The 26,930-nt window shown below is 69.0% G+C and carries 32 protein-coding genes and 5 pseudogenes; 19 read left to right on the top strand and 18 right to left on the bottom strand.

Annotation, left to right across the window (positions count from 1 at the left end):
- Positions 1–220 precede the first annotated feature (220 nt).
- Complete coding sequence (locus GXW83_RS03015; RefSeq protein WP_182441360.1) at positions 221–1,255, top strand: terpene cyclase; 1,035 nt, start codon at positions 221–223, stop codon at positions 1,253–1,255.
- On the opposite strand, the gene GXW83_RS03010 is transcribed toward GXW83_RS03015, so the two are convergent.
- From GXW83_RS03010 to GXW83_RS02995, 4 genes are all read right to left on the bottom strand, one after another.
- Positions 1,198–2,166 (bottom strand): YafY family protein, encoded by a 969-nt coding sequence (locus GXW83_RS03010; protein ID WP_182441358.1) that lies wholly within the window; start codon positions 2,164–2,166, stop codon positions 1,198–1,200. The genes GXW83_RS03015 and GXW83_RS03010 overlap by 58 nt on opposite strands.
- Positions 2,167–2,203: 37 nt before the next feature.
- Positions 2,204–3,973 carry an LCP family protein gene (locus GXW83_RS03005; protein WP_225446716.1) on the bottom strand — a complete coding sequence of 590 codons (1,770 nt, stop codon included), beginning with the start codon at positions 3,971–3,973 and terminating at the stop codon, positions 2,204–2,206.
- Between the two features lie 191 nt (positions 3,974–4,164).
- Positions 4,165–4,575, bottom strand: a complete 411-nt coding sequence (locus GXW83_RS03000) for a hypothetical protein (RefSeq protein ID WP_182441357.1) — start codon at positions 4,573–4,575, stop codon at positions 4,165–4,167.
- Between the two features lie 55 nt (positions 4,576–4,630).
- Positions 4,631–5,860, bottom strand: a complete 1,230-nt coding sequence (locus GXW83_RS02995) for an esterase family protein (protein ID WP_182441355.1) — start codon at positions 5,858–5,860, stop codon at positions 4,631–4,633.
- Between the two features lie 289 nt (positions 5,861–6,149).
- Here GXW83_RS02995 and GXW83_RS02990 point away from each other — a divergent pair, with 289 nt between their 5' ends.
- Complete coding sequence (locus GXW83_RS02990; RefSeq protein ID WP_182441354.1) at positions 6,150–6,551, top strand: YidH family protein; 402 nt, start codon at positions 6,150–6,152, stop codon at positions 6,549–6,551.
- Between the two features lie 22 nt (positions 6,552–6,573).
- Here GXW83_RS02990 and GXW83_RS02985 read toward each other — a convergent pair whose 3' ends face one another.
- A complete protein-coding gene (locus GXW83_RS02985; RefSeq protein ID WP_182441351.1) occupies positions 6,574–6,735 on the bottom strand; it encodes a hypothetical protein in 162 nt (53 codons plus the stop codon).
- A gap of 322 nt (positions 6,736–7,057) precedes the next feature.
- Between GXW83_RS02985 and GXW83_RS02980 the strand changes: the two genes are divergently transcribed.
- Complete coding sequence (locus tag GXW83_RS02980) at positions 7,058–7,609, top strand: IS5 family transposase (RefSeq protein WP_182441350.1); 552 nt, start codon at positions 7,058–7,060, stop codon at positions 7,607–7,609.
- Positions 7,579–7,779 (top strand): annotated as a pseudogene (locus tag GXW83_RS33755) (transposase); the annotation flags it as partial. The gene GXW83_RS02980 and the pseudogene GXW83_RS33755, both read left to right, overlap by 31 nt.
- A gap of 21 nt (positions 7,780–7,800) precedes the next feature.
- Here the strand turns inward: GXW83_RS33755 and GXW83_RS02975 are convergent.
- The gene (locus tag GXW83_RS02975) at positions 7,801–9,003 is read right to left on the bottom strand and encodes an IS110 family transposase (RefSeq protein WP_225447423.1); all 1,203 of its coding nucleotides are present in this window, start codon (positions 9,001–9,003) and stop codon (positions 7,801–7,803) included.
- A gap of 65 nt (positions 9,004–9,068) precedes the next feature.
- On the opposite strand from GXW83_RS02975, the gene GXW83_RS02970 reads away from it, so the two are divergent.
- Positions 9,069–9,626: a hypothetical protein gene (locus GXW83_RS02970; protein WP_182441349.1), complete on the top strand. Its 558-nt coding sequence runs from the start codon at positions 9,069–9,071 to the stop codon at positions 9,624–9,626.
- Here GXW83_RS02970 and GXW83_RS02965 read toward each other — a convergent pair.
- Positions 9,592–10,374 carry an IS5 family transposase gene (locus GXW83_RS02965; protein WP_182441347.1) on the bottom strand — a complete coding sequence of 261 codons (783 nt, stop codon included), beginning with the start codon at positions 10,372–10,374 and terminating at the stop codon, positions 9,592–9,594. The genes GXW83_RS02970 and GXW83_RS02965 overlap by 35 nt on opposite strands.
- A 205-nt stretch (positions 10,375–10,579) precedes the next feature.
- Positions 10,580–10,729, bottom strand: coding sequence for a hypothetical protein (locus tag GXW83_RS02960; protein ID WP_182447737.1), 150 nt, complete (start codon positions 10,727–10,729; stop codon positions 10,580–10,582).
- A 375-nt stretch (positions 10,730–11,104) separates the two neighbouring features.
- Here GXW83_RS02960 and GXW83_RS02955 point away from each other — a divergent pair.
- Positions 11,105–11,324, top strand: a pseudogene (locus GXW83_RS02955) (transposase); the annotation flags it as partial.
- A 9-nt stretch (positions 11,325–11,333) separates the two neighbouring features.
- On the opposite strand, the gene GXW83_RS02950 reads toward GXW83_RS02955, so the two are convergent.
- Positions 11,334–11,744, bottom strand: a complete 411-nt coding sequence (locus GXW83_RS02950) for a hypothetical protein (protein ID WP_182441343.1) — start codon at positions 11,742–11,744, stop codon at positions 11,334–11,336.
- Positions 11,745–12,415: 671 nt separating this feature from the next.
- On the opposite strand from GXW83_RS02950, the gene GXW83_RS02945 reads away from it, so the two are divergent.
- The gene (locus GXW83_RS02945) at positions 12,416–12,889 is read left to right on the top strand and encodes a hypothetical protein (RefSeq protein WP_225446715.1); all 474 of its coding nucleotides are present in this window, start codon (positions 12,416–12,418) and stop codon (positions 12,887–12,889) included.
- On the top strand, positions 12,886–13,239 hold the full coding sequence (locus GXW83_RS02940) for a hypothetical protein (protein WP_182441342.1): 354 nt from the start codon (positions 12,886–12,888) through the stop codon (positions 13,237–13,239). The genes GXW83_RS02945 and GXW83_RS02940 overlap by 4 nt, the downstream gene beginning before the upstream one ends.
- Positions 13,240–13,541: 302 nt before the next feature.
- On the opposite strand, the gene GXW83_RS02935 is transcribed toward GXW83_RS02940, so the two are convergent.
- Positions 13,542–13,784 (bottom strand): hypothetical protein, encoded by a 243-nt coding sequence (locus tag GXW83_RS02935; protein ID WP_182441340.1) that lies wholly within the window; start codon positions 13,782–13,784, stop codon positions 13,542–13,544.
- 386 nt (positions 13,785–14,170) lie between these two features.
- Between GXW83_RS02935 and GXW83_RS02930 the strand changes: the two genes are divergently transcribed.
- From GXW83_RS02930 to GXW83_RS34765, 5 genes are all read left to right on the top strand, one after another.
- Complete coding sequence (locus GXW83_RS02930; protein WP_182441338.1) at positions 14,171–14,308, top strand: hypothetical protein; 138 nt, start codon at positions 14,171–14,173, stop codon at positions 14,306–14,308.
- Positions 14,309–14,310: 2 nt separating this feature from the next.
- On the top strand, positions 14,311–14,439 hold the full coding sequence (locus GXW83_RS34770) for a hypothetical protein (RefSeq protein WP_255431283.1): 129 nt from the start codon (positions 14,311–14,313) through the stop codon (positions 14,437–14,439).
- A gap of 68 nt (positions 14,440–14,507) precedes the next feature.
- Entirely contained in the window at positions 14,508–14,834 is a 327-nt protein-coding gene (locus tag GXW83_RS02925) for a hypothetical protein (protein ID WP_182441337.1), read from the top strand.
- The gene (locus GXW83_RS02920; protein ID WP_182441335.1) at positions 14,831–14,989 is read left to right on the top strand and encodes a hypothetical protein; all 159 of its coding nucleotides are present in this window, start codon (positions 14,831–14,833) and stop codon (positions 14,987–14,989) included. The genes GXW83_RS02925 and GXW83_RS02920 overlap by 4 nt, the downstream gene beginning before the upstream one ends.
- Positions 14,977–15,099: a hypothetical protein gene (locus GXW83_RS34765; protein WP_255431282.1), complete on the top strand. Its 123-nt coding sequence runs from the start codon at positions 14,977–14,979 to the stop codon at positions 15,097–15,099. Before GXW83_RS02920 ends, GXW83_RS34765 begins: the two co-directional genes overlap by 13 nt.
- A 25-nt stretch (positions 15,100–15,124) precedes the next feature.
- Here GXW83_RS34765 and GXW83_RS33750 read toward each other — a convergent pair whose 3' ends face one another.
- Positions 15,125–15,886 (bottom strand): IS110 family transposase, encoded by a 762-nt coding sequence (locus tag GXW83_RS33750; protein WP_255431281.1) that lies wholly within the window; start codon positions 15,884–15,886, stop codon positions 15,125–15,127.
- A 112-nt stretch (positions 15,887–15,998) separates the two neighbouring features.
- A pseudogene (locus tag GXW83_RS35250) lies at positions 15,999–16,313 on the bottom strand (transposase); the annotation flags it as partial.
- Between the two features lie 440 nt (positions 16,314–16,753).
- Here GXW83_RS35250 and GXW83_RS02910 point away from each other — a divergent pair.
- Positions 16,754–18,261: pseudogene (locus GXW83_RS02910) on the top strand (ISL3 family transposase).
- 35 nt (positions 18,262–18,296) lie between these two features.
- On the top strand, positions 18,297–18,740 hold the full coding sequence (locus GXW83_RS02905) for a tyrosine-type recombinase/integrase (RefSeq protein ID WP_370466543.1): 444 nt from the start codon (positions 18,297–18,299) through the stop codon (positions 18,738–18,740).
- A gap of 106 nt (positions 18,741–18,846) precedes the next feature.
- On the opposite strand, the gene GXW83_RS02900 is transcribed toward GXW83_RS02905, so the two are convergent.
- The 5 genes from GXW83_RS02900 to GXW83_RS02880 all read right to left on the bottom strand — a co-directional run bounded on the left by GXW83_RS02900 (position 18,847) and on the right by GXW83_RS02880 (position 22,860).
- Entirely contained in the window at positions 18,847–19,176 is a 330-nt protein-coding gene (locus GXW83_RS02900; protein ID WP_182441334.1) for a hypothetical protein, read from the bottom strand.
- A gap of 677 nt (positions 19,177–19,853) precedes the next feature.
- Positions 19,854–20,105 carry a hypothetical protein gene (locus GXW83_RS02895; protein ID WP_182441333.1) on the bottom strand — a complete coding sequence of 84 codons (252 nt, stop codon included), beginning with the start codon at positions 20,103–20,105 and terminating at the stop codon, positions 19,854–19,856.
- A complete protein-coding gene (locus GXW83_RS02890; protein WP_370466542.1) occupies positions 20,105–20,407 on the bottom strand; it encodes a hypothetical protein in 303 nt (100 codons plus the stop codon). The genes GXW83_RS02895 and GXW83_RS02890 overlap by 1 nt, the downstream gene beginning before the upstream one ends.
- 216 nt (positions 20,408–20,623) lie before the next feature.
- Entirely contained in the window at positions 20,624–21,877 is a 1,254-nt protein-coding gene (locus tag GXW83_RS02885; RefSeq protein ID WP_182441332.1) for a helix-turn-helix domain-containing protein, read from the bottom strand.
- A gap of 596 nt (positions 21,878–22,473) precedes the next feature.
- Positions 22,474–22,860 carry a winged helix-turn-helix domain-containing protein gene (locus GXW83_RS02880; protein WP_225446714.1) on the bottom strand — a complete coding sequence of 129 codons (387 nt, stop codon included), beginning with the start codon at positions 22,858–22,860 and terminating at the stop codon, positions 22,474–22,476.
- A gap of 558 nt (positions 22,861–23,418) precedes the next feature.
- Between GXW83_RS02880 and GXW83_RS35245 the strand changes: the two are divergent.
- The 4 genes and pseudogenes from GXW83_RS35245 to GXW83_RS02865 form a co-directional block, all read left to right on the top strand.
- Positions 23,419–24,026: pseudogene (locus GXW83_RS35245) on the top strand (replication initiator); the annotation flags it as partial.
- 83 nt (positions 24,027–24,109) lie between these two features.
- Positions 24,110–24,865, top strand: a complete 756-nt coding sequence (locus GXW83_RS35240; RefSeq protein ID WP_370466541.1) for a replication initiator — start codon at positions 24,110–24,112, stop codon at positions 24,863–24,865.
- The gene (locus tag GXW83_RS02870) at positions 24,862–25,047 is read left to right on the top strand and encodes a helix-turn-helix domain-containing protein (protein WP_182441330.1); all 186 of its coding nucleotides are present in this window, start codon (positions 24,862–24,864) and stop codon (positions 25,045–25,047) included. The genes GXW83_RS35240 and GXW83_RS02870 overlap by 4 nt, the downstream gene beginning before the upstream one ends.
- The gene (locus tag GXW83_RS02865; protein WP_182441329.1) at positions 25,047–26,366 is read left to right on the top strand and encodes a site-specific integrase; all 1,320 of its coding nucleotides are present in this window, start codon (positions 25,047–25,049) and stop codon (positions 26,364–26,366) included. The genes GXW83_RS02870 and GXW83_RS02865 overlap by 1 nt, the downstream gene beginning before the upstream one ends.
- Positions 26,367–26,527: 161 nt before the next feature.
- On the opposite strand, the gene GXW83_RS02860 is transcribed toward GXW83_RS02865, so the two are convergent.
- Positions 26,528–26,920 (bottom strand): hypothetical protein, encoded by a 393-nt coding sequence (locus tag GXW83_RS02860; protein ID WP_182441327.1) that lies wholly within the window; start codon positions 26,918–26,920, stop codon positions 26,528–26,530.
- Positions 26,921–26,930: the final 10 nt, after the last annotated feature.

Genomic DNA, 26,930 nt, shown 5'->3' with positions numbered 1-26,930 from the left:
CCTTGTACGCTCCCGAGGCTATCCACTCCGACACCTGTGGACATACCTTTTGACGGCGTATCAGCAGACTTTCGGGGTACGTCGGTGCCAGCGGGTCGGATGAGGGGTCGACAGCTCCGTGACCTCGGCAACTGACCGATTGCAGACTGCTTGAAAGTGGCACTTTCTAGTAGCGTCATGACTACGTGAGACCGACTGTGAGAGGAGATGCAACCCAATCGTGGAGCTGAACCTCCCGTTCCCCAGGCGCACCAGCGCTCACCGCGCCTCAGCCAGGACCCACAACCTCGACTGGCTTCAGTCGCACGGCATGCTCACCGGTGACGAGGCGATCGAACTCTACTCCCACTGGGACATACCGGACCTGGCCGCGCGCAGCTTCCCCGACCTCGACGCGGACGAACTCGGCCTCGCCACCGACCTCTTCAGCTTCTACTTCCTCTTCGACGACCAGTTCGACAGCGAGTTGGGACTGCGCCCGGCCGACGTCGTCAAGGCCTGCGCCCCGCTGGTGGACATCGTCCACGGGGACCACAAGAACGGCCCCGAGTCGCCGATCACCTCCTCCTTCGCCGACCTGTGGCGGCGCAGCTCCGAGGGCATGTCCTCGCGCTGGCGCGCCCGCGCGGCCAGCAACTGGGAGTGGTACTTCTCGGCGCACCCCAGTGAGGCGATGGGGCGGCTGCGCGCCGCCGAGGATGCCATGCACGTCCCGGACCGCTCCTCCTACCTGATGCTGCGCCGGGGAGCGGACGGCACCGAGACCGTGCTGGACATGATCGAGCGCTTCGCCGCCGAGGTGCCGCCGGCCGCCTTCCACAGCCCGCAGCTCCGGCTGATGCGCCAACTCGCTGCCGATGCACCCGCGTTCAGCAACGACGTGTACTCCTACGACAAGGAGGCACCGCGCGGCGACGTGTACAACCTGGTGGTGATCCTGCAGCACCAGCGGCAGTGCGGACGCGCCGAGGCCAGCGCCGCCGTCCTCGCCGAGGCCCAGTGGATGATCGACCAGTATCTGCAACTCGCGGTGGAGATTCCAGAGTTGTGCGACCGGCTGGAGCTCTCCCGGCACGAACGGCAGGCCGTCGAGCGGTACGCGGACGGCCTGGCCGCCTGGATGGGCGGCTACTTCGACTGGGAGGCCCGCACCGCCCGCTACCAGCCGCAGGGCTCACCGCCGGTGGACCAGCCCGGTCACCTGGAGCCCCTGCTCACCGCACGGGAGACCCGCTCCCCCAACTCGTCCAAGTAGTCCAACAGTTCGGGTGGCTCGACCACCTCGAACCCACAGCCCAGCATCGCCAGCCGGAAGGCCAGCCACTCCAGCGAGTCCACCCGGGTGGTCATCCGGCAGCTGTGCGCGTCGATCGGCTCCAGCTCGCACTCGGTATCGCGCAGCCGCCCTTCCAGCTCCGCCGCCGGCGCGTGCAGCACGGCGACGGCGCGCCAACCGGTCCGCAGCCCCGTCAACTGCCCCGCGACGTACGCCGCAGCGTCGCCGCCCGGCAGTTCGCGCGGGGCTGCGCGGGCGCCGGTGAGCGCGGGCGCGGTGATCCGGTCCACCCGGAACAACCGCCAGTCGGCGCGGTCGTCGTCGTACGCGACCAGGTACCAGCGGCGTCCGGCGGCGACCAGCCGGTGCGGCTCCACCAGCCGCCGGGTCTGGCTGCCGTCGGCGGCGCGGTAGCCGAAGCGCAGCCGCTCCTGCGCCGCCACCCCCGAGGCCAGCACCGTCAGCGCCTCCGGATCCACCGTGGGCCCCGGCCACGGCGCGGTGGAGACCATGGCGGCGCTGATCGCCCCCACCCGCTGCCGCAGCCGCGAGGGCAGCACCTGCTGCAGCTTGGCCAGCGCCCGCACCGAGGCCTCCTCGATGCCGTCCACCGTCCGGCCCGCCGCCGTGCGCAGCCCGACCGCGATGGCGACCGCCTCGTCGTCGTCCAGCAGCAGCGGCGGCATGGCCTTGCCCGCGACCAGCCGGTAGCCGCCGACCGGGCCCATGGTCGCCTCGACCGGGTAGCCCAGCTCGCGCAGCCGGTCGATGTCCCGGCGGATGGTGCGCGGGCTGACCGACAGCCGCGCGGCCAGCTCGCTGCCCGGCCACTCGCGCGGCGTCTGCAGCAGCGAGAGCAGGGTCAGCAGCCGGGCCGGGGTGTCGGTCATGCGCCCATCCTCGCGCGCGGCGGCGGCAGACCCGGGCTCAGGGCGCGGAGTTCGGCCGGTTGGCGTAGATCTGGAACATCTGCGCCGGGGTCTCCGGCGGGCTGTTCCAGGTCGCTGTGGGCAGGCCCAGCTTGTTCTCGGTCTTGTCGGGGCTGACCTTGACGCACTGGGACGTCCCGCCGTTCTGCGAGAACGTGTTGTTCAGCGCGGCGGCGGTGTCGACCGGCGCCGGAGCCGGCTTGGAGTTCGGGAAGGCCGTCCCGCTGGTCCAGTCCGCGCCGATGACCAGCTTGAGGCCGCTCGCGGCGCCCTGTTTGACGTCCGCCGCCGGGAGCCCCAGCACCTTGGCCGTGGCCTGCGCCTGGGCGGCCTGCCCCGGGCCGTACGTCAGCGACGTGCTGGCCGGGGAGCCGGAGTCGTCGTAGGCGGCGGTGCCGGAGCTGAAGCCGTCGCTGATCAGGGCGGCGGCGATCTGCCCGGCCCGCCCGGGGACGTGCCCGGACTGCCCAGGGAGGCTGGCGCCGTTGTAGACGGCCACCGCGATCCCGGAGAGCGGCACCGAGGGCGCGGCACCGGTCGTCGCCGCGGCCCTCCCGGCGGCGCTTCCGGCGGCGCTGCCCGCGCCGCTGCTGCCGCCGCTCGCGGTGGTCAGCGACTGGTCGTTCCTGATGGCGTTGAACAGCACCGGCGCCTGCGGCCCCTCGGTGACATGGAAGTCGTGCTGGTCGTCGACGTTCTGCATGGTGGCGAAGGTGATCCGGTCCGCCGGGACCTTGTTCAACTGCTGCGCCAGGCTGATGAGTTTGAGCGGGGTGTTCAGATCCGGGCTGACCGTCAGCGACTTGGTGGCGGCGTTGGCTATGGAGTACATCGCCGGGACGTCGCTGACGGTGCCCGCACTCTTCAACTTGTTGATCATGTCGGTGAAGAAGGTGTGGGTGGCACCGGTCCGGCCGACGTTGTCGCTGCCGTCGCCGAAGGAGTCACGGGTGCGCAGGAACTGCAGCGCCGACAGCCCCTGCAGGGTGTGCGTGCCCGCGGTCAGCTTGAGCCCGGAGTTGATGTCGTACATGTTGCTGCTGACGCAGACCTTCACCCCGCCCAGGGCGTTGGACAGGTTGACCACGCCGCCGAAGTCGACCATGGCGAAGTCGTCCACGGTGATGCCGGTCAGCTTGTGCACGGCCATGGCGGTGCACGAAGGACCGTACTGCAGCGTCTGGTTGATCTGCTTGTAGCGCGGGCCGACGCTGGTGCCGTTGCCCGGATCGGTGCAGGCCGGGAGGTTGGTGATGAGGTCGCGCGGGATGCTCATCACGGTGATGTTGCTGCGGTCGGCCGAGAGGTGGACCAGCATCTCCACATCCGCGTTGGCGCCCTGGCCGCCCTGCGCACAGGCCCCGCCGAGGTCGCAGTCGGCCTTGGTGTCCCGGGTGTCCGAGCCGATCAGCAGGACGTTCAACGGGGTCTGGCCGAACTTGTTGGGTATCTCCACCCCCACCGCGTCCTTGCGGTCGGTACCGGTGTAGAGCTGCCCGGTCTTGATGTTGCCGGCCAGGTGGAGGTACAGGTACGTCACCCCGCCCCCGGCGACCACCAGCACCCCGGCGGTGGTCAGTCCCACGATCTTCAGCACCCGGCGCCGCCCGCCCGACCGGCTGCGCCGCAGCGCCGCCCGGCCGCCCGGCTCCCCCGGTGTGCCGGAGGCCCCCGGTGCGCCGCGCTGCCCCGGTATGCCGCCGCCCGCGTCCGTCGGGTCGCCCGGGCCGTCGGAGCCGCCCTTGACCGCCGCCCGCCGCCCGCTCACGCGCGCCCCCGGCGGACGACGGCTTCAGATCCGGAAAACGCTCGCATGGTCACAACCTCCACAGGTCGCCGCCCGGGGGGACGGCGGTTCCGGCCGCCGGTCCACTCGTCCGGCACGGCACTGGGACAGCAGTACGACAGTCGTGCATAGACCTCTGACGTGCTGCGGCTGTGCGGGGTTGCAGACCGTGCTCACCTTTGACTCTGGGTGCCCGCCCGGCTACCCGCGGCGTCCTGCGGGGTGCCCGGCTGTCCGTCCTGCGGGGTGCCCTGCGGCGCGCCCTGGCTGCCGACGCCCGGGTCGTAGCCGGCGGTCAGCGGGTCGCGGTGGCCGTGCTGGAACCTGCCGTGGTGCATCGGCACCGCGTTGGGGTCGCTGAAGAGGTCGCTGACGCTGACGATCAGCCCGCCGTAGGCGATGTTGACCGAGATCAGCACCGCCAGCGCGGTGGCGGCGTAGCTGCCGACCAGCAGCCCGGCCCGGGCCAGCACCCGCACCGGGCGCGGCCCGCGGACCCTGTTCCACAGCAGCAGCGCCGCACAGGTGGCCAGGACGGCGAGCGCGACGGTCCACACCTGGGTGGCGGTGCCGGTCAGCTGCATGGGGGTTCCTCGGGAGGCTCGGGGCGGGCGGGGGCGGTACCTGCTGCCGCTGCCATCAGGTGGGGCCGGTCAGCCGCTGCGAGAGCCAGGTGAAGGCGGTGGGCAGCATCTTCTCCCAGGCGCTCTGGTTGTGCCCGCCGCCCAGCGGGGCGGTGAACGATTGCACCTCGGTGGCGCGGGCCAGCGGGTTGGCGGCCGCCACCGAGACCATCTGGGCCGGTTCGGACGCCGGATCGACCCGGTCCTGGGCGCTGGCGGTCATCAGCAGCGAGACCGCCGGGGTACGGGTGTGGCCGACCAGCCACAGCGGGCTGTTGTCGCGGTCCAGCCGCTGGTCGGCCGTCAGCTCCACCGAGTCCGGGGTGTAGTAGCCGGAGAGGGAGACCGCCGCCCGGTAGCGGTCCGGGTGCTGCAGCACCAGCTTGGCGGCGCAGAAACCGCCGGTGGAGTAGCCCATCAGCCCCCAGCCGGAGGCGGCGGGCTCGGCCCGGAGGCTGTCCACCACCATCGCCCTGACGTCCTGGGTGAGCCAGGTGTCGACCTTGGCGTCGCCGGGGACGTCGCTGCACTCCTCGTTGTCGTCGGGCGTGGTGTGGCCGGGCACCGGGGTGACCTCGGGCACCACCAGGATGTACGGGTGCACCCCGCCGTTCTGCTCGGCGGCCTCCAGGTGGGCGACCACGTTCATCGGGCCCATCCAGCCCTGCGGCGAGCCCCAGACGCCGTGCAGCAGCTCCAGCACCGGGAACTGCCGGTGCGGGTCGGCCGCGTACTGCGGCGGCGTCCACACGTACACCTGGGAGGTGATCCCGGAGGCGGCGCCGGTCAGCGTGGTGACCCGGAAGCCGTCGGGGGCGGCCCGGAACTCGCGCAGCCCGGACGCGGACGCGGACGCGGCTCCGCTCCGGTTGCGGCTGCTGCTGCCGGTGCCGTCGCCGGTGCCGCTGCCGCTGCCGTTGCCGCTGCCGCTGAGCAGGACCGCCTTCGGGGTGACGCCGCCGTCCAGGGACACCTGCCCGCGCTGGCCGGCGAAGACCCCGCCACGGGTGCTCTCGTTGCCCAGCAGGTCCTGCCAGGTGACGATCAGTCCGCCGCTGGCGATGTTGATCCACACCAGGACGGCGGCGGTGGCCGCCAGCTGTCCGCCGACCAGCAGCACCGCCCGGCCGGCCAGCCGCAGCGCGCGCGGCCCGCGCAGCCGGTTCCACAGCAGCGGTGTCGCCAGCGCCATGACGCACGCCAGCGCGATCGTCAGCAGCTGGCACGAGTTGCTGATCGGGCTCATCGGACCCGCCTCTCTGCGCCCGTTATGCGCGGAGAAAGGCTAGTCCTCCCGACTCCTCCCCCCACGCAGGCGCGGAAACGTGTCTTCACCCCGCCCGTCCCGCTGACCCGCCGTCACCCGTACGGCGCAGGCGTCCGGCCGCCCGCCCGCGACGCCCCCGCCCCGCCGTGCCCGGCGCGGCCCGTCCCTCCCGCCCGGCTCCGGTCGTGCGCCCAGGCGTCCCCCCGCCTTAAATGGACACCGGGGGGCACAGGGCACGACACCGGACGGCGAAGGCAGAGGTGACCGCATGGCGACCGACGACAGCGGCCGCCCGCCGCACCGCACCGCCCGGACCCGGCAGCCGCCCTGGTGGGACCAGGGCGAGGAGCCCGACTACCGGGCCACCCTGGCCAACGAGCGCACCTTCCTGGCCTGGACCCGCACCGCCCTGGCCCTGCTCGCCGGGGCGCTGGCCGTGCTCCAGCTGATCCACGTCGCCCCGTTCGCGCTGCGCCTGGCCCTCGCCTGCTACCTCATCGCGCTCTCGACGACCACCGCCCTCATCGGCTACCACCAGTGGCGCACCCGCCAGCAGCGCATGCGCCACCGCAGCCCCCTCGGCCACCGCCCCGTGCAGGCCGTCCTCGTCCTGGCCTTCCTCCTCCTCGCCGCCCTGGTCACCGCAGTGGCCGCCTACAGCCCCGCGTGACCGCCGCTGCCGTCCGGTGCGTTCACGAGGGTGACTGGCCGGCCTGGGCGCGGCCTATCAGGTAGGCGGCCTGGACCCGGCTCTGGACGCCGTAGGCCGCGATGTGGGAGCGGCAGGTGCGGACGGAGAGGTTCATCCGCCGGGCGATGGCGTCGTCGCTCACGCCCTCGATCAGCAGGCGCATGATGCTCTCCTGGACCAGGTTGAGCTTCTTGCCCGACTCCTGCCCCTGGTAGCCCGGCTGGTACGGGCTGGCGCGGGCCCAGTCCCTTTCGAAGGCCTCGACCAGGAATCCCGCCAGGGCGGGATGCCGGACCAGGACGGCGTGCCCGCAATCCTGGGAGGCAGAAAGAATGCGACCTTCCGGTCGAATATCCTCAGCCGGCTCGGGAATTCGTCCATCGTGCAGACATCCGCGCCCAGTTGAGTCGCAGCGGTCACGTATTGCCAGGAGCTGTTCGGGGTTCGGATCTCGTTGTCGTGATGGTTGCTGGTAGAACTCGGGTGTGGCGCGTTTTGATGTGACGGATGCCGAGTGGATGTTGATCGAGCCTCTTCTGCCGGTGGCGGCTACGCGGCCGTTGCCTCGGCGGGTGCGGGACCAGTTCAACGGGGTGATCTGGCGTTTTCGTACCGGGTCGGGCTGGCGTGATGTCCCGGAGAGGTACGGGCCCTGGTCCACGGTCTACTCCCGGTTCAACAGCTGGGCCAGGGCCGGGGTGTTCCAGGGGTTGATGGACGCGTTGATCGCGGAGGCGGCCGGGCGGGGGGTGGTCGGCCTGGAACTGGTGAGCGTGGACTCCACGGTCGTGCGCGCGCACCAGGACTCAGCCGGGCTGGCCGTCGCCGGGGAGACCCTGGATGCCCTCGAACAGGCATTGACCGAGGAAAAGGGGGCTCCGCTTGCGGTCCAGCCACCGGTGTGGCGGGTGGTGCACCGCAGGCCGCAGCGGACGCGGCCGCCGCAGAACAGGCGGGTGCGGATCGTGCCGCGGCGCGGCGTCGCCGCAAAGCCCGTGCGAAGGCTGCCGGACTCGGCCGGTCCCGGGGCGGACTGAGCTGCAAGATCCATGCCGCGGTCGACTCCGCCGGGCTGCCGCTGGCCTTCGTCCTGACGCCCGGTCAGGCGGCGGACTGCCCGCAGTTCCGGACCGTGCTGGAGAAGATCAGGGTCCCGGGGCCGGTCGGCCGCCCGCGTACCCGCCCGGACGCGGTCGCCGCCGACAAGACACCCCATGCGGTTATCGGGTCAAGCCGCTGTGGCGAGGGTGTCTTTCGCGCGGAGGGCGAAGGCTGCGCTTTCATCGTAGGTCTGACGGGTGGCCAGGCAGTGGTGGAGCTGACCGATCATGCGGTTGAACAGGTTCCGAAGGGCCGAGTGGTAGCCGTCTCCGGCTTCTCGTCGTCGGTTGTAGTGGGCATGGGCGCCGGGTGAGGCCGTGAGGGCGGCGAAGGCCCAGTGTCGACCGGTGGCGGCCAGTCGGCTGTTCTTGATCCGACGGTGGATGACGCGTCGGCTCTTGCCTGATTCCCGGGTGACCGGAGCGCTCCCTGCGTAGGCTTTCAGGTCGCCTGCCTGGGCAAACCGGGTCCGATCGTCGCCGATCTCGGCCAGCATCCGGGCACCTGTGAGGACGCCCAGACCCGGGAAGCTCATGATGATCTCGGCGTCGGGATGCTGCAAGAACAGTTCCTCAGTGTCCCGGGCCAGGTCCTCGCAGGCCCGGCATGCAGCGTCGAGCTGGGCGAGCAGGGCCAGTGTCTGGCGCCCCATCGCGGTTTCCACCAGCGGCGGCTGCCGCAGCCAGGTGCGCTGGAACACCTCGAACAGTCGGGCGGCCTCGATGTCGAGCCGGCGTTGGCGGCCAGCTGCTCTGATGACAGTTCTCAGCCTGCTCCGTGACAGCAGGCTGGCCTGGGCCGTGGTCGGGGCGACGGCAAGGATCGCGCGGGCCTCACGGCAGAGCAGGTGCTCGCGTTTGTCGGCGAACGCCTGGAGGATCGCGGGGTAGTACTCGCGCAGATGGGAGCGCAGGCGGTTGTGTGCGCGGGTACGGTCCCAGACTGCGTCCTGCTGGGCTCGGGCGGGCACGGCGATCGCTCTGACCAGTTCAGAGTCGCCGGGCAGGGCCCGGTGCAGCTCGGCATCGGTCCGCAGGATGTTGGCCAGGACGACCGCGTCCTGGTGGTCGGACTTCTTGCGCGAGACCGTGTGGCGGTCGCGATAGCGGGCGACAGCCATTGGGTTGATCGCGTAGACCTTGCGCCCGCAGGCGCGTAGGCAGGCCACCAGCAGTCCGCGCGAGGTCTCGATCGCGATCGGGATCAGTGCGTCCGGCCCATCGCCATGCTCGCCCAGGAACTGGAGGAGTTCCTGGAAGCCCGCGGCGTCGTCAGTGATTCTCAGACGCCGTTTTCGTACCGAACTTGATCGGCTGTTTTCGCAGGTCAGGTATGACGTTGTCGTAGCTGCGGAAGGGTTGAGCCGTCGGGGTTTCTCGTCGGTGGAGGTGCTGGGTGGCGTCGGTCGTGGGTCTGCTGGAAGCTCGGGAACTGGCCGCGCGGGAGCGCGTGGAGGGATTGCGGGAGGCGGCGGACCGGATCCTGGCGGAGCTTGCCGCAGCGGAGACGGACTGGCAGGGCTGGGTGGTCGCCCGGCAGCGGGTCGGCGAGGTCCTGACCGACCTGCCGGAGCCGGAGCCGCGGGCAGCAGTGGTCAAGCCGGTGCCAACGGGCCAACCGTCGGCACCAGTGGCCGCCTCGCAGGCGGTGGCACCTTCAGCAGGGCCAGCTCGTCGGGGCTCGATCGTGCCGGTGTGGCGGCCCGGGTTGAAGTCGGACGTACTCGCGCTCGACTACCAGCGCATTCTTGCCCTGCTGGTCGCGAGGGCGGCGCAGGGCCAGGGGGTGATGTCGTGTCAGGAGCTCGCGGCCGGGCTGGGACTGGAGCTGACGTCGGCGAATGTCGAGGGCCGGGTGCGGTCACGGGTCAAGCGGTTGGCGGACCGGGGCTGGCTGGCCGAGCCGGTCCCGGGCGCCTTCACCCTCGCTGCCGGGACAGCCGCCGACTCATGAGCATGGTCATCGACCACAGCACCATGGCCTCGTGGACTTCGGGCAGGGCCTCGTAGTCGCGCACCAGGCGGCGCGAGCGCATCAGCCAGCTCAAGCTCCTCTCCACCACCCAGCGCCTCGGCAGTACCACGAAGCCTGAGGCGTCCTCGCTTCGCTTGACGATCTGCAGGGTGACCCGCAGTTTCTCTGAGGCCCAGGTCACCAGCCGACCGGCATAGCCGCCGTCGGCCCACACCAGCGTGATCTTCCGGTAGCGGTCGCGCACCCGCTCCAGCAGCGGCTGGGCGGCGTCGCGGTCCTGGACGCTCGCGGCGGTGACCATCACGGCCAGCAGCAGCCCGAGGCTGTCGACGACGATGTGCCGCTTGCGCCCGCCCACCCGCTTTCCGCCGTCCCAGCCGGAGGTGGAACGCGGAACACTGGGCGCGGCCCGCAGCGACTGCGCGTCGATGACGGCGGCGGTCGGCTCCGGGTCGCGGCCAGCATCCGCACGCACCAGCGCGCGCAGCCGGTCGTGGAGTTCGGCCAGCAGGCCCCTCAGGCGCCAGCGGCGCGCGAACGCGTAGACCCGGCCCCAGGCCGGGAAGTCGGCCGGCACGGACCGCCAGGTGATGCCGCCCGCGACCAGGTAGCGCACGGCGTCCAACATCTGCCGGTGGCAGTAGCCCTCCGGCTGCCCGCCCCTGCCGTTCAACCACGCCGGGACCGGGAACGCCTCGCGCACCACGGCCCACTCCGCGTCGGTCATGTCCGAGGGGTATTTCGGTCGCCTGTCCGGTCGGTCGCCCGCGTTCCCGAACCTGTGCGCGAGGCAGTCACACGACCGGGCAACCGAGTTGGACCCCACGGGCACCGAAAGGGAAGACTGCAGCACAGGGCCTCCTGATTGCTCTGGACTCGATACCCACGAGCTGTGCAGGAGGCCCTACTTGCATGCCTCGACTACCGAAAGTTCATCTCACCGAGTCGACGCAATCGAACTCGCGATCACCATGACCGGTACGAAGACGGCTTCTCAGCCGCCCCAGCAGCCGGGCGTCGGCGTCGACCAAGGCCACGTCGTGGTGGTCCTCGGCCCAGTCGATTCCGAAGGTCACATCCAATTTGCTGGCTCCCTTCGCGTGTTCGCCCCGTCGACGTCGAGCCGCGGCAGGACCACCGGCCACCTAATAGAAGCGCTCGTGGGCGCACCACCCCATCAGCCGTTCGTGGTCCCAGCCCCACGCAGGGCCCTCGCTCTTGTGAAGGGTTCCAGGGCCCCGGCAGCTACGGGAGGTGACCCTGCGCATGGCTCGAACCACGGCACACTACGACGAACGGACAGCTCTGGGCAGGGGCCGGACCCGCGTCCCTCTTGTCGTAGCACTCCAGGCACCGCTTACATGCAGACGTCTCAGCCGGCCCCTGCCAGGACGACCCTGAGGGGCGCCCTACGCGCCTATTAGGCCTACCACTCCGCCGACCACCTCTCCTGGCTACGCGCACGCGGAATCGTCCCACGCATTGCCAGGCCGGGCATCGAGACCTCCCACCCGCCTCCGTCGCCATCGCTGGAAGATCGAACGGACCATTGCCTGGACCTTCGGCTACCGACGCCTCACCATCCGATACGAACGCGAGAGCAGTCACTTCCTCGCCTTCCTCGGCCTCGCCGCCGCACTGACCTGCTACAAGAAGCTGGCGAAAGCCTCCACATGAGACTCACTCTTAAGAGCGCATTCCGAGAAAATTGAATACGACCTCCCGAGCCAGCGAAATAACTTCACCCTGCGACAGTACCGGAGCACCGTATTTCTTACCCCGAACAAGCTCTACGAATTCAGGGTCGAGACGAAGATGATACCGACTTAGATAATAAGGGAGGTCCAAACGCCAGATCCACACTCCATCAGAAAGCACAGATGAACAGCCCGCGATATACCCATCACGAGAAATAACATCCTGGCCAGCCTCCATGATGTCGATCAGCGGGATCCCTCGCTCCAGGTAGCTGATCAATTCCGACTCATCTGGGTACGGCTCATCGGCTATCGCATCCCGGATACTCCCGTGATACAGGCCAGGCTTACCAGGCTCAAGCTCAGCATAGAAGCCAACGTGAGATACCACTACGATCATCCTCCCTGAGGATAGAGCCACTGCCAGAAACCTTCGTTGTCTATGATCGGGGTCTGGCCTGGCCCCAGGGCTGGAATTGTACCAACTCGATCACTAGGCGCCAGAACTAGGACACCGAGTTCATCCGCTATCTGTTGCCCAACACCGGAGACCCCAGAGTGGCAGACCATGAGTCGACATGCCTGGCCTTCCACATAATTCGGATTGGAGCGAACGCTTCGACAAGCTGGCCACCATTTGTCAATTCCCCATCCAGGGATACGAAGCCGTCGCGAGTCCCGTGGGCCACCACGTCATGCAGACCCTCATTAGCCACATTGTTAAAGTTGTTCATTGTTTGCGTGTTACTACCGACAGCAGTACCGGTCGGACCATGGGGTACGACATGGCCTCCGGGCGTGTAGTTATCAGCCGAACCATCTGGACCATCGCAGTTGTGGACCAAGATCGGGAAGCTGCCCGCCACGACATAGTACGTGTGGCCTGCGGTCGCTCGCTACCTGCGTTTTCCCTGTTCAGCGGCTATATAACGGTCTGTCGAGGTGTGCCGATGTGCGCCGGTGTGCGTGGTTGTTGCCGTCACTACTGCCGTCAGAGGTCTAGTCCGCGGGGGAAGAGTGAACCGCCGCGCCGTCTATCCATCGATTGACATCCGAGCTACTGTGGATGTCATGACTGCGGCCTACGAGGACATGCCCTTCAGCGAGCTTCTCCACCATCCCGCCGCGACTACGCGTCGGCTCGACGCCGTCCGCGCGCTGCGGCTGCGTAGACGCGACGCGGAAGACCTGGCCCTGATGCGCGTCGACCAAATGGAGCGCGACACCACCGTCGTGGACTTCACCTCCCGCCTGCTCGCCGGGCTGGTCCGGACCGAGAACATCGGCGCCCTGCGCCAGGCGCTGCCCGAAGCCCTCCCCTGGAGCACCTTCCTGCCCGCAGAGGACATCGACACCCTGCTCGCCGAGCTGGTCGACACGGCGCGCGGCGCGGTGGCTCTGGACAACCTCTCACCGATCGCACTGCTGCTCGCCCAGTGGAGGCACAGCGCCGAGATCTATGCGGACCCCGCCTTGCACGCACTGCTCACCCGTGAACCCGAGGGCGACCTCGGTCCCGTCCCCGCGCCCGGGGCAGCGGAGTGAGCCCGAAGCGCGGAGACCGGGCCGCGCCACCCCCGACCGGCGACGAGTACGACCTCCGGTTCGCCAACACCGAGGCCGCCGACGGCTGGGAACACCTGAGCCGCCAGGCACCGGGCAACCTGCGCCGCGCCTTCGAGCGGATCCGCGCCACTCCCCGCGCCGCCGACATCCCCGACCGCCAGCACCGACTCAAGGGAAAACTCGGTACCACCACCTACAAGGGGCAAACCCTGGAACGCTGGCAGTACGAAGTCACTGGTGGAGGACGTATCTGGTACCTGCTCGATGATGCCAACCGCACCGCCTGGATCACCTACGCCGGCACCGGCCACCTCAAGGCCACGGACTGACGTGCTCACGGGCGACTGCCCGACAGTCCGGCAGTCCGGCCCAACCCGGCACGCACGGCCCGCCCCCGGGTCAGCCCCTCTTCCGTTGGATTGCCCGTTGGGATATCCAACGGGACAACTTGCTCTGCCAGGAGCCCGGTTCCGGTCAGCCCGTCGTGCTGGGCGGTTGTCGCTTCCGCTGCCCGACCGTCCCGTCGGCTCGGCTTCTGGCAGCGCCTGGTCCTGAGGAGTGAACGGCGGGCTTGTCGGCGACGGGAGCCAGTCCTGTCTGGCGGGGCCTGCGTTGGCCCTCGGGTGTCGGGTCAGTGGAAGTCGCCGGGTTCTGCGGTGGCGTAGTCGGTGGCGGTGCGGCGGTAGCAGTGGTGGCCGGTCTCTGCGGCGTGCTTGGCGATCAGGGCGGTGACGTCGTCGGCGCGGGTGCGCTCGCCGCTGGTCCACCAGCAGTGCTCCTCGACGGTGACGCAGACGGCTTCGCGGACCGGGGTCGCGGTCTGGTCGGTGCGGACGTGGTGGTCGCGGAACCGCATCCGCCTGCGCACGCTCATGCCGCCTGTCCGTGCTCGGCCCGGCGGTGACGGTCCTGCATGACGCGTACGTCGCTGAGGCGTGAGCGGTCTCCGCACAGCGAGGCGGCTCGGGCCTGCTCGCGGAGTCGGCCGCACTCCTGGCACACCGGGCCGGGGCGTTCCCGCCACTTTGCCGTCTGCTCGTCCAGCTCCCGCTCCTTCGCTCCCGCTCGACTCTCTTCACCCAGGGTCTCGTTGGCTGGAACCTTGCGGAGGAGCCAGCGTGTCTGCCCTGGTGTCTGCCAAGCTGGCCAGGTGCGGGAGACGGTCGGGGAGCTGGTGCGGCGGTTGCGTCTGGCGCGGGGGCGGCTGGCCGACGCGTTGGCCAGGCAGCTCCGGGGCGTATCCCGCCGACGCGCAACGACGTGTCCAGGTGGGAGATCGGCACGCGGTCCCCGCGCGAGTGGCTGCCCTTCCTCGCGCAGGTGTTGGAGGTCCCGCGCGAGCTGCTGGAGGCGGCCAAGGCCGTCCCACCGGCCGATCCCGCCCCGCGTGTGTGCTGACCGTGGACGACCCGCTGGCCCCGTTGGGTGCCAGGACCGGTCGGCGGATCGGATCGGGGCAGGTCGCCGACCTGGCCCGGCGGGTGCACGGCCTGCGACTGGCCGACGACGTGGTCTACGGAAAGACCTGATCGCCCCGGCCCTGCGGGAACTGCGGGCGGCGGTCACGCTCTACCGCGAGGGAACTCACACCGAGCGGGTGGGCCGTGAACTGCTAGGGCTGATTGGCGAGTTGGCGCAGATCGCCGGTTGGGTCGCCTCCAACGCGGGCGAGCATGCCGAGGCGGAGCGGATCTACCGGCTCGGTATCAGCGCCGCCCGCGCCGCCGGAGACGGCGTCCTGTCGGGCAACGTGGCGGGCTCGCTGGCCTACCACTGGAGCAACACCGGACGCCCCGCGACGCCGTCGACCTGGCTGCCACCGCCGTGGAGGAGGCCGGTCTCGGTGCTCCGGCGAAAGCCCGCGCGCTGTACCTGGACGTGGCCTGGGCGCACACCCGCGCCAGGCAGGACCGACCAGCAATGACCGCACTCGGGAAAGCCGACGAGGCCCTGGCCCAGGACTCGGTCGACACCGAGTCACCGTCGTACCTGTACTGGATGGACGCCGGGGAACTGCAGGTCATGGAGGCCCGCGTCTACACGAGCTGCACCGGCCGCTGCGCGCCGTGCCGCTCCTGACGGACGTCCTGGGGCGGTACGACGCCAGCCACGCGAGAGAGTTGGCGCTGTACCTGTCCTGGCTGGCCGTGGCCTACGCCGACGCGAACGAGCCCGAGGCGGGGGTCTGACACGAAATAGAAGTTCGGTTGCAGGTCAGCCCGCTGTGATTGGGTCGAAGCGAACGGTCAGCCCGAGGCTGTTGGCTTCCTTGATCATCCGACGTATGGCTCGTTTGGGGTCGCGTCTGGCGAAGTAGTCGGCGCCGAGGTCCCGGTATGCGGTGTGGTCGTGCAGGACGTGCCAGATCGCGATGGCGAGCTTGTGCATGACGGCGACCATGGCCCGTCGGCCGCCACGGCGCGCGGAGATGCGGCGGAAGAAGATAGCGAGGTAGGAGTCCTTGTTCCGCACCGCTGCCATGGCTGCGGTGCCGAGCAGGCGTTTGAGGTTGCTGTTGCCCGGGCGTGTGCGTCCGGACTTGTTGACCCCGGCGGACTCGTTCTGTCCCGGGCAGACGCCGATCCAGGATGCCAGGTGCTGGGCGGAGGCGAACCGGGTCATGTCGCCGCCGGTCTCGGCGATGATCTCGGCTGCGAGTCGACCGATTCCTGGGATGGTGTCGAGGTTGTCCAGGTCGGCCTGGTGCTCACCCAGCAGCGCTGCGATCCGACTGTCGAAGGCGGTGGCCACGCTGTTGAGTTGGTCGATCTCGTCGAGGTAATGGCGGACCATGAAGGCGTGGTGCGGTGTGAAGTCGCCGTCCAAGGCTTCGATCAGGGCCGGGATCTTGCTGCGGGCCTTGCCCCGGGCCAGGTCGGCCAGGCGCTCGCGGTCCCGTTCCCCGGCCACAAGGGCCTCGAGAATGGCGCGACCGGTGACGCTGACGGTGTTGCTGAGTACTGAGGAGAGCTTCATCCCGGTGTCCTCCAACTCCTTCTCCAGTCGCTGGGCTTCCCCAGCCGGCGGCTCTGACGACCTCGGTGCGGCGTCGGGTCAGGTCCCTGAGCTCGCGGATCTCCCGCTCGGGCACCAGGGAGCCCATGACCATCCCGGAGGCGCCGGCACGCGCTAGGAACGCGGCGTCGCTGGGATCGCTCTTACGCCCCTTGATCCCTTTGAGGTGCGCCGGGTTGACGAGCATCAGGTTCAGTTCCGGCTGCAGCATGTAGTACACCGAGCGCCAATAGTCCGAGGTCGCCTCCAGCACCACCACCTCGACCCGCGCCTCGGCCAGCCAGGCAAGGAGCCGCCGGATCTCGCCGCGGGTGGTGCCGAAGCGCTCAGTCTCCAGGCTCCAACTGCCCGGGCGGCTCGGGCTGGGAGTGCGGGTGCAAGCGAGCATGAAGCGCTTACCCAGGTCCAGCCCCGCTGAGCGCAGGTGGATGACCTCGTCCTTCACGTCCTGCCTGGCCATGACGCTCCCTCCCGTACTGCCGCAGACGCTGTGACGGGCGCCCCGGAGGGGTCGGGGAGATGGCGGAATCTGACACGCGTGCTCCGGGCGGTTCGACGACCGCCGTGGCAACAAACCGTGGTCCCCTGGTCGACCCCCATTGCCATCCTGTACGACGAGCTCGCTGGCATCGCAGACCCATCGGCTGACCGGGACGCCCCGACCCATTTTCCTGTCTCCGAGGTGACCAGCGCAGCGCTTTCCGGCGTCCCTGTACGGTCTTCGGGTCTTCCAAGATTTTCGTAGGCGTTGATCGTGCTTCTGTGCGCCGGTGATGGTGCTGCTTCTGGGCTGTCAGGGTGGTGGCGTGTGATGTTGCGATCGAGGACCTGTTGCCGCAGCTGGCCGCCGTGCTGGTCGAGGGCGTGGAGGTCGGTCTGGAGCTCGTGAGGGTCCAGGCTCGGACCAGGGATGACACAGTGGCCGTGTGTCCGGGGTGCGGACAGCCGTCGGACTGGGTGCGCTCGCGGTACGTGCGGCACGTCGCGGACCAGGCGGTAGGTGGCCGGACTATGGTGGTGGACCTGTCGGTACGACGGCTGTACTGCGAGAACTCGGCCTGTCCGAAGGGTACGTTCGCCGAACAGGTGCCTGGCCTGACACGCCGCTACCAGCGCCGCACACCGGCCCTGCAGAAGGTCGTCGACGCCGTTGCGACAGCACTGGCCGGCAAGGCCGGCGCCCGCCTGCTGGCCGTGCTGCACTGCATGCTCTCCTGGGCCACCGTCCTGAACTGCCTGCTACGGATCCCCCTGCCCGACCGGCCGACACCAGCGGTCGTGGGGATCGACGAGTTCGCGCTGCGCAGGGGCCACCGCTACGCGACGATCCTGATCGACGCCACCACCGGTGCGCGGGTGGACGTGCTGCCCGACCGGAAGACCGACACGGTGACCGCGTGGCTGCGCGAACACCCCGGGGTGCGAGTCGTGTGCCGGGACGGGGCTGGCACGTTCGCGCAGGCCACAACCGTAGCCGACCCCACGATCGTGCAGGTCGCGGACCGCTGGCACCTGTGGCACGGCTTCGCCGAGACCGTCTGGCAGGAGGTCCAGGCCCATAGCGCCTGCTGGGCCAAGGCCGGCCCCCCGATCGTCGAGGGAAGACGTGCGGCGACCACCCGCGAGCGCTGGCAGCAGGTCCACGCCCACCTGGACCAGGGTGTCGGCCTGCTCGAATGCGCCCGCCGCCTCAACCTCGGCCTAAACTCCGTGAAGCGATACGCCCGGCACAGCGAGCCCGAACGGCTGGTCCGGGCCCCGGCCTACCGGCCAGGCCTGGTAGATCCCTTCCGCGACCACCTGCGAAAACGCCGCAGCGAAGAGCCGTCCGTCCCGGTCACCCCCCTGCTCACCGAGATCCGGGAACTGGGCTACACCGGCAGCGCGAACCTCCTGGTCCGCTACATCAACCAGGGCCGCGCCGAGTCCGACCACGCCCACCTGTCCCCGCGCCGGGCAGCAGGACTCCTCCTCACCCACCCCGACCGGCTGCACGAGCAGCACCAGCCGCTGCGCGACCAGATCACCGCCGCCTGCCCCCAGATGACCGACCTCGCAACCCTGATCCGCACCTTCGCCCGCCTGCTGACCCACATCCGGACAACGCCGGACTGCTGACGGACTGGATCACCGCTGCCCAGACGGCGGACCTGCCCTTCCTGCGCTCCTACACCGCCGGCCTGGAACGCGAACGCCCGGCCGTCGAGGCCGCGATCACCCTGCCCTGGCACAACGGCCGTACCGAAGGCGTCAACCACAAGATCAAAATCATCAAACGGCAGATGTACGGCAGAGCCGGCTTCGCCCTCCTCCGCCACCGAGTCCTACTCAGCTGACACGATCAACGCCTACGAAAATCTTGGAAGACCCGTTGACTGGACAGGCCCAGTGGCTGCGCACCCTCGAACAGCACCGCCACCGGCAGGCGCAGGAACGCGAGGCGGTGGGGGCAGACTGGAAGGCGAGCGGGTACGTCTTCACCCGGCCCGACGGCTCGCCGATCGAGGCGGCCACCCTCACACGGCACTTCAACGCCCTGCTCCACCGGGCCGCCCTGCGCCGCATCCGCTTCCATGACCTCCGACACTCGGCGGCCACCCTCCTCCTGGAGCAGGGCGTCGAGCTGGTCGTGATCAAGGAGCTGTTGGGCCATGCCCACATCGGCGTGACCGCGACGGTGTACGCCCACGTCCGACTCCACCTACAACGCGACGCCATCGACCTCCTTGGCAACGCCCTACGCAACCCCACCCAGCCCACAGCCCGATCCGACGACGGCGACGAACCACCCGTTTGTGCAGCATCCGTCCGCTGACGTTGCCGTCAACTACTGCCGTCAAGAAGCCAGAAGCCCCGCCAGGCCAATAGCCGGCGGGGCTTTTGGCGTGAAGCCGAACGAATCAAGGTGCCTCTATAGGCAGCTATTCGGGAAGAGCTTCAATCAGGATTCTCAGCGACTCGGGAGCACCGTCCAAATAGGGAATGACTGAACGCCTCACCAATCTGCAGGCCACGACTAGCTCTACCGGATCAGCGTCCATATCGTGAATCTGCCCAAGGATTCCCAAGGGTGAAATCAGTGCAGATTCAAGGCTTTCCGAAAGAGAATCCAAGAAGATGGTATCTTCGGTAAAAACCAAGTCGATTAGCTCGCCGACCCGCATTCGCAGAATATCCGAATTAGTCTCGGCGGAAATCTCCTCCGCACCCACCCAATCTGGAAGCCATGATGGAAGCAGCGACGACGTCACTTGAGGCACTCCTCGACAAGGTTCAAGGTGGTGGACCAGCCGATGGCACGGTCCACCACCTTGAAGTCAGTTCATTGATTTATTCCAAGAATACCAAGCAGCGGCGAGCAGGCATTCGGACAAGGGTCGATGGGCGTCCCATGTGCGGTTCCCTGGGATTGTAGCCCGCGAACCCGCACCGCCCTCATGGTTCCGCCGCTGATGGCCTCCGGGCCTTCGGCTGCTTCCGCCTGAATTAGGCACATAACCTCCGCACAGCCGCCATGATGACCCGCTTGTTGCATTGTCTGCTCCAGGTCCCCACCAGGCTCAGGCGACAATCCATGACCGTTATAGCCGTAGTAAGTCTCCCCCGAAGGAGAGGCGTATTCAGCTGCTACATGCGGGCCTCGCTTCGTCGCGCCCGGACGCAGCGAATCTGCATAGTCCTGCAGTGGGTCGTTGCAGTTATGCACGAGCACTGGCGTGGTACCGGCAAGTACATAGTACGTGTGCCACGGCGCCCTGCTCTACCTGCTTCTTCGCAGGTCAGCGGCGTTTTGACGGTCCGTCTGGGTCTGTGGTTGTGCGCTGTTGTGCGTGGTTGTTGCCGTCACTACTGCCGTCAGAGGTATAGACCACTTGATCTCAACGACGTCCACTCGCTGCCCTCGGTGAGATGCTGGCGCTCGGGGACCTCACTTCCACTCTCCGGGCTCGGCGCGGAGGGTGGCGCGGGTGGTGCGCTCGTAGGTCGCGTGGCCGGTCTGCGCGCAGTGCGCGGCGATCCAGCGGGTCAGTTCCTCGGGGGTGTGCATCTGGCCGGAGGCGGCTCCGCAGTCCTGGTCTTCTCCGGTGACGCAGACGGCCTCGGAGGTCGGCAGTGCCATGGGGTCCGGGACGGTGGTGACGGTGTACTCGCGGAACCGGTAGCGGTTGGTCGTGCCCATCAGCGCTCTCCCTCGCTTTCAGGGCCGTCGGCCTCGGCCATGTCCGGCGGGTCGGGGATGCGCTGCCCGCGTGAGTCCGCGACCCTGAGCGCGTCCGTCAGGGCCTCGGTCAACCGGCAGGCCAGCCAGCGGTACTCGACATCCGTCAGCGCCCGCGCTCCAGGTACCAGGACGCTGCGGGCGTGGTCCAGTAGTTCCTGGCCCATGGTGAGCTGGACCTCCTCGATGCCGTCGGCGAGCGTCGCCAGGTACCCCCGGCCGTCGGTGCTCAGGTAGCAGGGGTGGCCGTCGGGGTGGTCCATGGCAGCAGTCGGGGGCCGTCGGTGCCGGATGCCGCGTCGTACAGTTCCCTGCGGCGCACACGCTCCGCGTCACTTCTGAGGTTGGCCACCGTGTGCCCCCGGCTTCATCGCTGGTTGTGGACACGGCGACCGTAGTCGTCCAAGTGATCGTCACCCCAGCGGGCAGGCACGGCAGTTAGCAACTGGTGGCTGGGGATCTGCCACGCTGCGTGGTAGCTATCCGACGACGCCCAGGTGGGCGGCCATCTCGCGCATCTCGGTCGTCAGGGTGCGCTTGCGCTTCTTCAGGATCTCCTGCATGGTCTCGGCGGCCATGCGCTGGTGCCGCAGCCACTGCGGTGCCGCTGCCCGGGCCCGGGTGAGCTCCTCCATCGCCGCCGACAGGTCCCCGCAGCGCGTCTGGGCGTGGGCCACTTCGAGGATGAACCGGTTCCCGTCGTCCGCGCTGGGTGCGCCCAGGCGCTTCCATGCTTTCGAAGACAGTTCCTCCTGCTCGGCCGCCCTGCGGACCACCGCGCGGGCGTCCCCGACCACGGTGGAGTCCTCCAGTGCCCTCATCGCCACGGTCACCGGCCCGAAGACGGACCAGAAGCGGGAGGCGTTGCGGTGCGCCGTGCCGACCACCGCCGCCGCCACCCGGGCCGCACGGCGGTACTCCGCCGCCTCACCGGGGCGGTTGTTGCGCACCGCCGCCGCTGCGGCCTCCATGGCCAGCCCTCCCCACACAGCGTACTGGTCCGGCGCGGCCCCGCTGATCCTCGGCTCGACCACGTCCATGCTCTGCACCGCGATCCGCTCCGCCTCCTCCAACCGGCCCTGCCGCAGCAGCAGCCAGCACATCCCGCCGACCCCGGACCCCGCCGCGAGCACGTCCCCGGCCTGCCGGGCGTCGGTGATCGCGCCCCGCAGCGCCGTATAGGCGATGTCGTACTGCCGGACCTGCGTGAGATAGTTGCCGGCCAGCCGCAGTGCCTCGGCCCGGGCCAGCAGGGCCTGCTGCTGCTCTTCCCCGCTGGTGTAGTAGGCGACGGCCCGGTCGGCTTCGATCAGCAGGTCCGGCAGCTGGCCGGCGACGCTCTTGTAGCGGTCGCAGAAGTACAGCGACCACGTGTCGCGGACCGACCGTCCGATGGCGGGCACGTTCGGCTCGTCGCCGACGGCTGCGGTGTCAGGGTCGGGGTCGACGAGGCCGACGGCCGGGGTGAGCGCGGCCCGGAGCCGCAGCAGGTTGACCCGGTTCGGCTCCTCCGCCAGCCCTACCGGTTCCGGGGCGTCCGGCACCATCAGCGCGCTCGTCGTGACGCCCAACGCGCGAGCCAGGGCATGGAGCGTCTCCATCCGGACCGTCCCGCCCTGCTCGACCTTGCGCACCGTCCCCGGCGACACGCCTGCGGCGTAGGCCAGCTCCTCCTGGCTCAGCCCGGCCCTGCGCCGGTACTTGCGAACGTTGTCCGCCAGCTCCGTCGTCATCTGTGCCCCACCTCCAGCGCCACGGTACGCCGCACAGACGAACCCACGGGGCGCTCTTGACAGTTACCCATCCCAGGCGGCGAACCACCACGACGCGCCCTGGCACGGGACTACGAGACAGCGCGGGTCCAGCGCTCTCGGCAGGCATCGGGCCAGAGCAGGGCGGGGACCTTCGGCGATCGGGCAGCTCTGTCGGCAGGGCGGGAAACGCCCCCGACGATAGAAGTGAAGGCTCGGACCCCTGGCCGATCCCTCTGCCTGCGACCGGACCCCTGGCCGGTCGCAGGCGGGGACTCCCTGCGCAACGCGAAGGGAGTCCCTACTACACAACTTGCTCCGGCCCTGGTCGGCGCTGGGGTAAGCACCGCTTACCCCACAACTTGCTCACGACGTGCAGCAGTCGAACCGCTCCCAAACCTGACGGACTTCTGACCACCGACGCCGGTGGGAGCTTCGGGTGCTGCCGACTCCTCTCGGTCGGTCGGCGACGTCGGGCCACCTCCAGCGGACTGGGCCCGCCTTGAACCTCGTAGAGAAAATCTGGACGCACGACTCCAGCCCCTGGCCCTCCAGGGGCCGACCGGTCAGCAGCCTCGCTAGGTGCCGCCCGCTTCAAGGGCTTCGACGCGGGCACGCAGGGCGGTGAACTGATCAAGCGCCTCGGCCAGCGCCAGCTCCAGCGCCTCGACACGAGCAGTCGTCCCGACGACGGGCACGTTCTCCGCGTCCGGGCTGCCGGGGTCTTCGGCGGTGTCGACGTCGGACTGGGCGACGAAGGCGCCCTTGCCGGGATGGGAGATCGCGTAGCCGTCCCGCTTCAGCAGGGTCATGGCCTTCTGGACGGACAGGCTGGAGGCCCCGAACTCCGCCATCAGCACGGCCTGCGTCGGCAACGCGTCCCCCGGCCTCAGCCCGCCAGAGCGGATCCGCTCCCGCAGGGCCTCGGCGATGACCTCGAACGTCAGCAGCACCGTGCCGCCCACCGGCCTGCCTCCCCGCCGCCCGACTGTCACCGCAGGCCACCTGCCCTCTCCGCGCCACTATCACCGAAATCCGGCCCGTCCAAAACGGGAAACGCAGGGCACAGTACCCGCACCCCACCAGGGCACCGAAACGGATGAGGAGGGATGCACTTGAATGCGCCGTTGAAGCGATGCTACCTTCACGCACCGCTGGTGAACACCACCGCTGACCAGGCCAGACGCCCCGGCCCACTACCCGCGTCCGCCGTTCCCTCGCGCGCCGACCGCTCGGGTCGCCCCTCAGTCGCCTCTCCCCTTCCCTTGACTACTGCCGGAGGTCTGTCCCCATGCCCGCACAGCTCCAATTCCCTTCCCCCGCAACCACCTCCGCTCCCACAAACGCAACATTCGCCACACGTGAGCACGGCGGGAGGGCCGAAGTGTCCGCAAACAGGGACTCCTCACTGGAACGCCGTGCGCGGCTGACGGCCCGGCTGGCCAAGCTCGCCGCCGCCGGACACCTCGCCGCCCCTGGCCCGCCAGATCGGCTCACTCGGCGGCTGCGCCCGCCCGATCCGGATGACCGGACACCGCAACCGCCTCAATGCCGCCACCGGCCAGATCCTCGACCACCTCGACACCCGCCACCTGCCCGTCGGCGAACTCCTGCTGCGCTGCGGCAATCGTCGCGCCACCCGCTGCCGCTCCTGCTCGAACGTCTACCGGTACGACACCTACCAGCTCATCGCCGCCGGACTGCGCGGCGGCAAGACGGTTCCGACCAGCGTCGCCAGCCACCCCCGCGTCTTCGCCACCCTCACCGCCCCCGGCTTCGGCCCCGTCCACAACCAACCGGCGCGTCCCCGTGCGCGTGCGGAGCCCCGCACAGCGACGGCGACCCGCTGCTCGGGACACCGCTGAACCCAGCAAGGTACGACTACACCGGGGCAGTGCTGTGGAACGCCCACGCCCCCGCCCTGTGGACCCGCTTCACCACCCACCTGCGCCGAGAAATCGCCAACGCCGCCGGACTCACCCAACGCACCCTGCGCCACCACGCGACCCTGTCGTACGCCAAGGTCGCCGAATACCAAAAGCGCGGACAGATCCACTTCCACACCGTCATCCGCCTCGACGGACCCACCGGCCCCACCAGCACCCCACCCACCTGGGCCACCACCGAACTCCTCGACCACGCCGTCCGCACCGCCGCCAAGCGCACCCGAGTCCGGCACCAGCACCCTCCAGGGCCGAGGATGCCGAGCAGGCAGTGCTGTCGGAGTCCACGGTGTTCCGGTTCGGGCGGCAGATCGACGTCCGCGCCATCCGCAGCACCCACTTCACCGACGGTGCTCCCGTCACCGACCGGCACTTCGCCGCCTACATCGCCAAGTACGCCACCAAGGGAGCCGAGACCACCACCGGCACCCTCGACCGCCGACTGCGCTTCCTGGCCGAACTCGCCCAGCACGACCTCACCGACCACGCCCGCCAAATGATCCACACCGCCTGGCACCTCGGAGCCCAGCTGCAGCACGCCCACCTGCGCCTGCGGCAGTGGGCCCACATGCTCGGCTTCCGAGGCCACTTCTCCACCCGCACCCGCCACTACTCCACCACCCTCACCCACCTCCGAGCCGAACGCACCGCCTGGCGCACCCGCCAAGACGACGCCCAAGAGCGGCCTGACCAGAGCCAGTCGGTCACTGACCGGCACAGTGACCGCACTGACCGCGCTGACCTGCCCGCCGTTCACATCGACCCCAACGCCGGTCACCGCAGCGGTCGGCGCACAGAGAGCGGGCGACGCATCGGCACGGACACGACCCTGGTGATCTCGCACTGGCAGTACATCGGAAGCGGCCTCCTGCCAGAACTCGCCCACCTTGCCGATCTCCTGACCGCCGCACGGAACTCCCGGCCCGAACAACCGACCCACTCCCGGAAGGCACGGCGCTCCGGTGACCGGGCCGCTCACTCCACCGACCCGCTGACCGCCTTTGTCCACAGTGAGGTGACCGCGTGACCGCCGACACCGAACTCCTCACCGTCCCCGAGGTCATGGCCCGCCTCAAGATCAGCCGCTCCACCGTCTACGACCTCATCCGCACCCGCCAGCTCGCCTCCATCACCATCGGCCGCGCCCGCCGCATCCCCGCCAACGCCCTGTACGCCCTTGTCCACCACCAACTCGAAGAGGCAGCCTGATGACCACCCCCGACACCAACCCCACCACCGGCACCGGCTCGCGTAGGGTCCGCGCCAACGGCGACGGCACCGTCTACCAGCGCAAGGACGGCCGCTGGGAAGCCGCCGGATACGTCCTCGCCGCAGGCCACACCCGCAGGCGCATCCACGTCTACGCCACCACCCGCAAGGAGGCCCTGGCCCAGCTGACCGAGAAGGTCGCCACCAGCAACCGCGGCATAGCCGCCCCCTCAGCGCAGGGCAGCGTGGCCGCGTTCCTCACTTACTGGCTGGAGACCGTCGCCGTCCACCGCCTCCGGGAGAACACCCACACCCGCTACACCGCCTGCGTGCGCCTGTACGTCATCCCCGGACTCGGCAAGAAGAAGCTCGCCAAGCTCACCACGAAGGAGGTCCGCACCTGGCTCGACCGGCTCCGCACCACCTGCCAGTGCTGCGCACGCAGTCTCGATGCCGCCCGCGACCAGCCGCAGTGCTGCGCGGCCGGGATCTGCTGCCGAAAGCGACTCTCGCCGCTCACGCTCGCCTACGTGCACTCCGTCCTCAAGTCCGCCCTGGAGCATGCCGTCCGCGAAGAGGAGATCCCGCGCAACGTCGCCCGCAACGTCCGCATGGGCATACCTCGACCCCGCCGCTTCGAACCCTTCACCGCCGAAGAGGCTGGCGCGCTCCTGACCGCCACGAGCAGGCACCGGCTGAGTGCACTGTTCGAACTCGCCCTGCGAACAGGGCTCCGCAAGGGCGAACTTCTCGGCCTGCGCTGGGAAGACCTCGACCTGACCGGCGGAAGCGCCAGCATCCGCCGTACTCTCCAACGCACCAACTCCGCCGGCCTGACGGCCCTCCCGACCAAGACCCGCAGCTCGGAACGGCGCATTGCTCTGCCCACCGAGTGCCTGCACTCCCTCGAACAGCACCGCGAACGGCAGGCCCAGGAATGCGAGGCGGCGGGAGCAGGCTGGAAGGCGAGCGGATACGTCTTCACCCGGCCCGACGGCTCCCCGATCGAGGGAGCCACCCTCACCCGGCACTTCAACGCCCTGCTCCGCCGGGCCGCCCTGCGGCGCATCCGGTTTCACGATCTCCGGCACTCGGCGGCCACCCTGCTCCCGGAGCAAGGTGTCGAGCTCGTCGTGATCAAGGAGCTGTTGGGCCATGCCCTCATCGGGGTGACCGCCACGGTGTACGCCCACGTCCGACTCCGCCTCCAACGCGACGCCATCGACCTCCTCGGCAACGCCCTCCGCAACCCCGTCCAGCCCGACGCCCGGCCCGACGACGGCGACGAACCACCGGTTCGTGCAGCACCCGTCCACTGACGTTGCCGTCAACTACTGCCGTCAGACCCTCTCAGGCACCGCAGGGCCCCGCCGAAATTCATTTCGCCGGGGCCCCTAAACGAACCATTCCTAGATCTAAAGGCTCATCCCAAGACCGTCCGAAAAACTCCCATGACACTGACCTGACTTCCATTCATCAATTATTCAGACAATCTGAAAAACTCCATAACTTTGGCTTTCTGCTCTGCCACAGTACCGATATCTGAAACATCAGCAGGGGAGAAGATATCCACCACGTCATCTTCGGAAAGCACAGAGCCAGGCGTCAAGACATAGGCGAACCGTCCATCGTTCATTTGCTGAAGCATCCCCGAGGGAAAGACATCCGGACGCGACCCTTGACAGCAGAGTAGGAGATCTTCAGATTCCAGCCAAAGTCGAGCATCCATCAGACACTTGAACAAGCTTTTTCCGGGAAATTCCAGCTCTGCAGCTCCAGCCACCGACATCTTCAGGGCGATCAACGGACGACCCACTACCTCAACTCTCACCTGTGCCGATGCGCCGCTTCGATCGACAGCAACGAGATTCACGAACTCACTC

Source organism: Streptacidiphilus sp. PB12-B1b, from assembly GCF_014084125.1.
Classification (GTDB): domain Bacteria; phylum Actinomycetota; class Actinomycetes; order Streptomycetales; family Streptomycetaceae; genus Streptacidiphilus.
The sequence above is the reverse complement of the archived record's forward strand: the minus strand, read 5'-3'. Positions and strand labels throughout refer to the sequence as shown.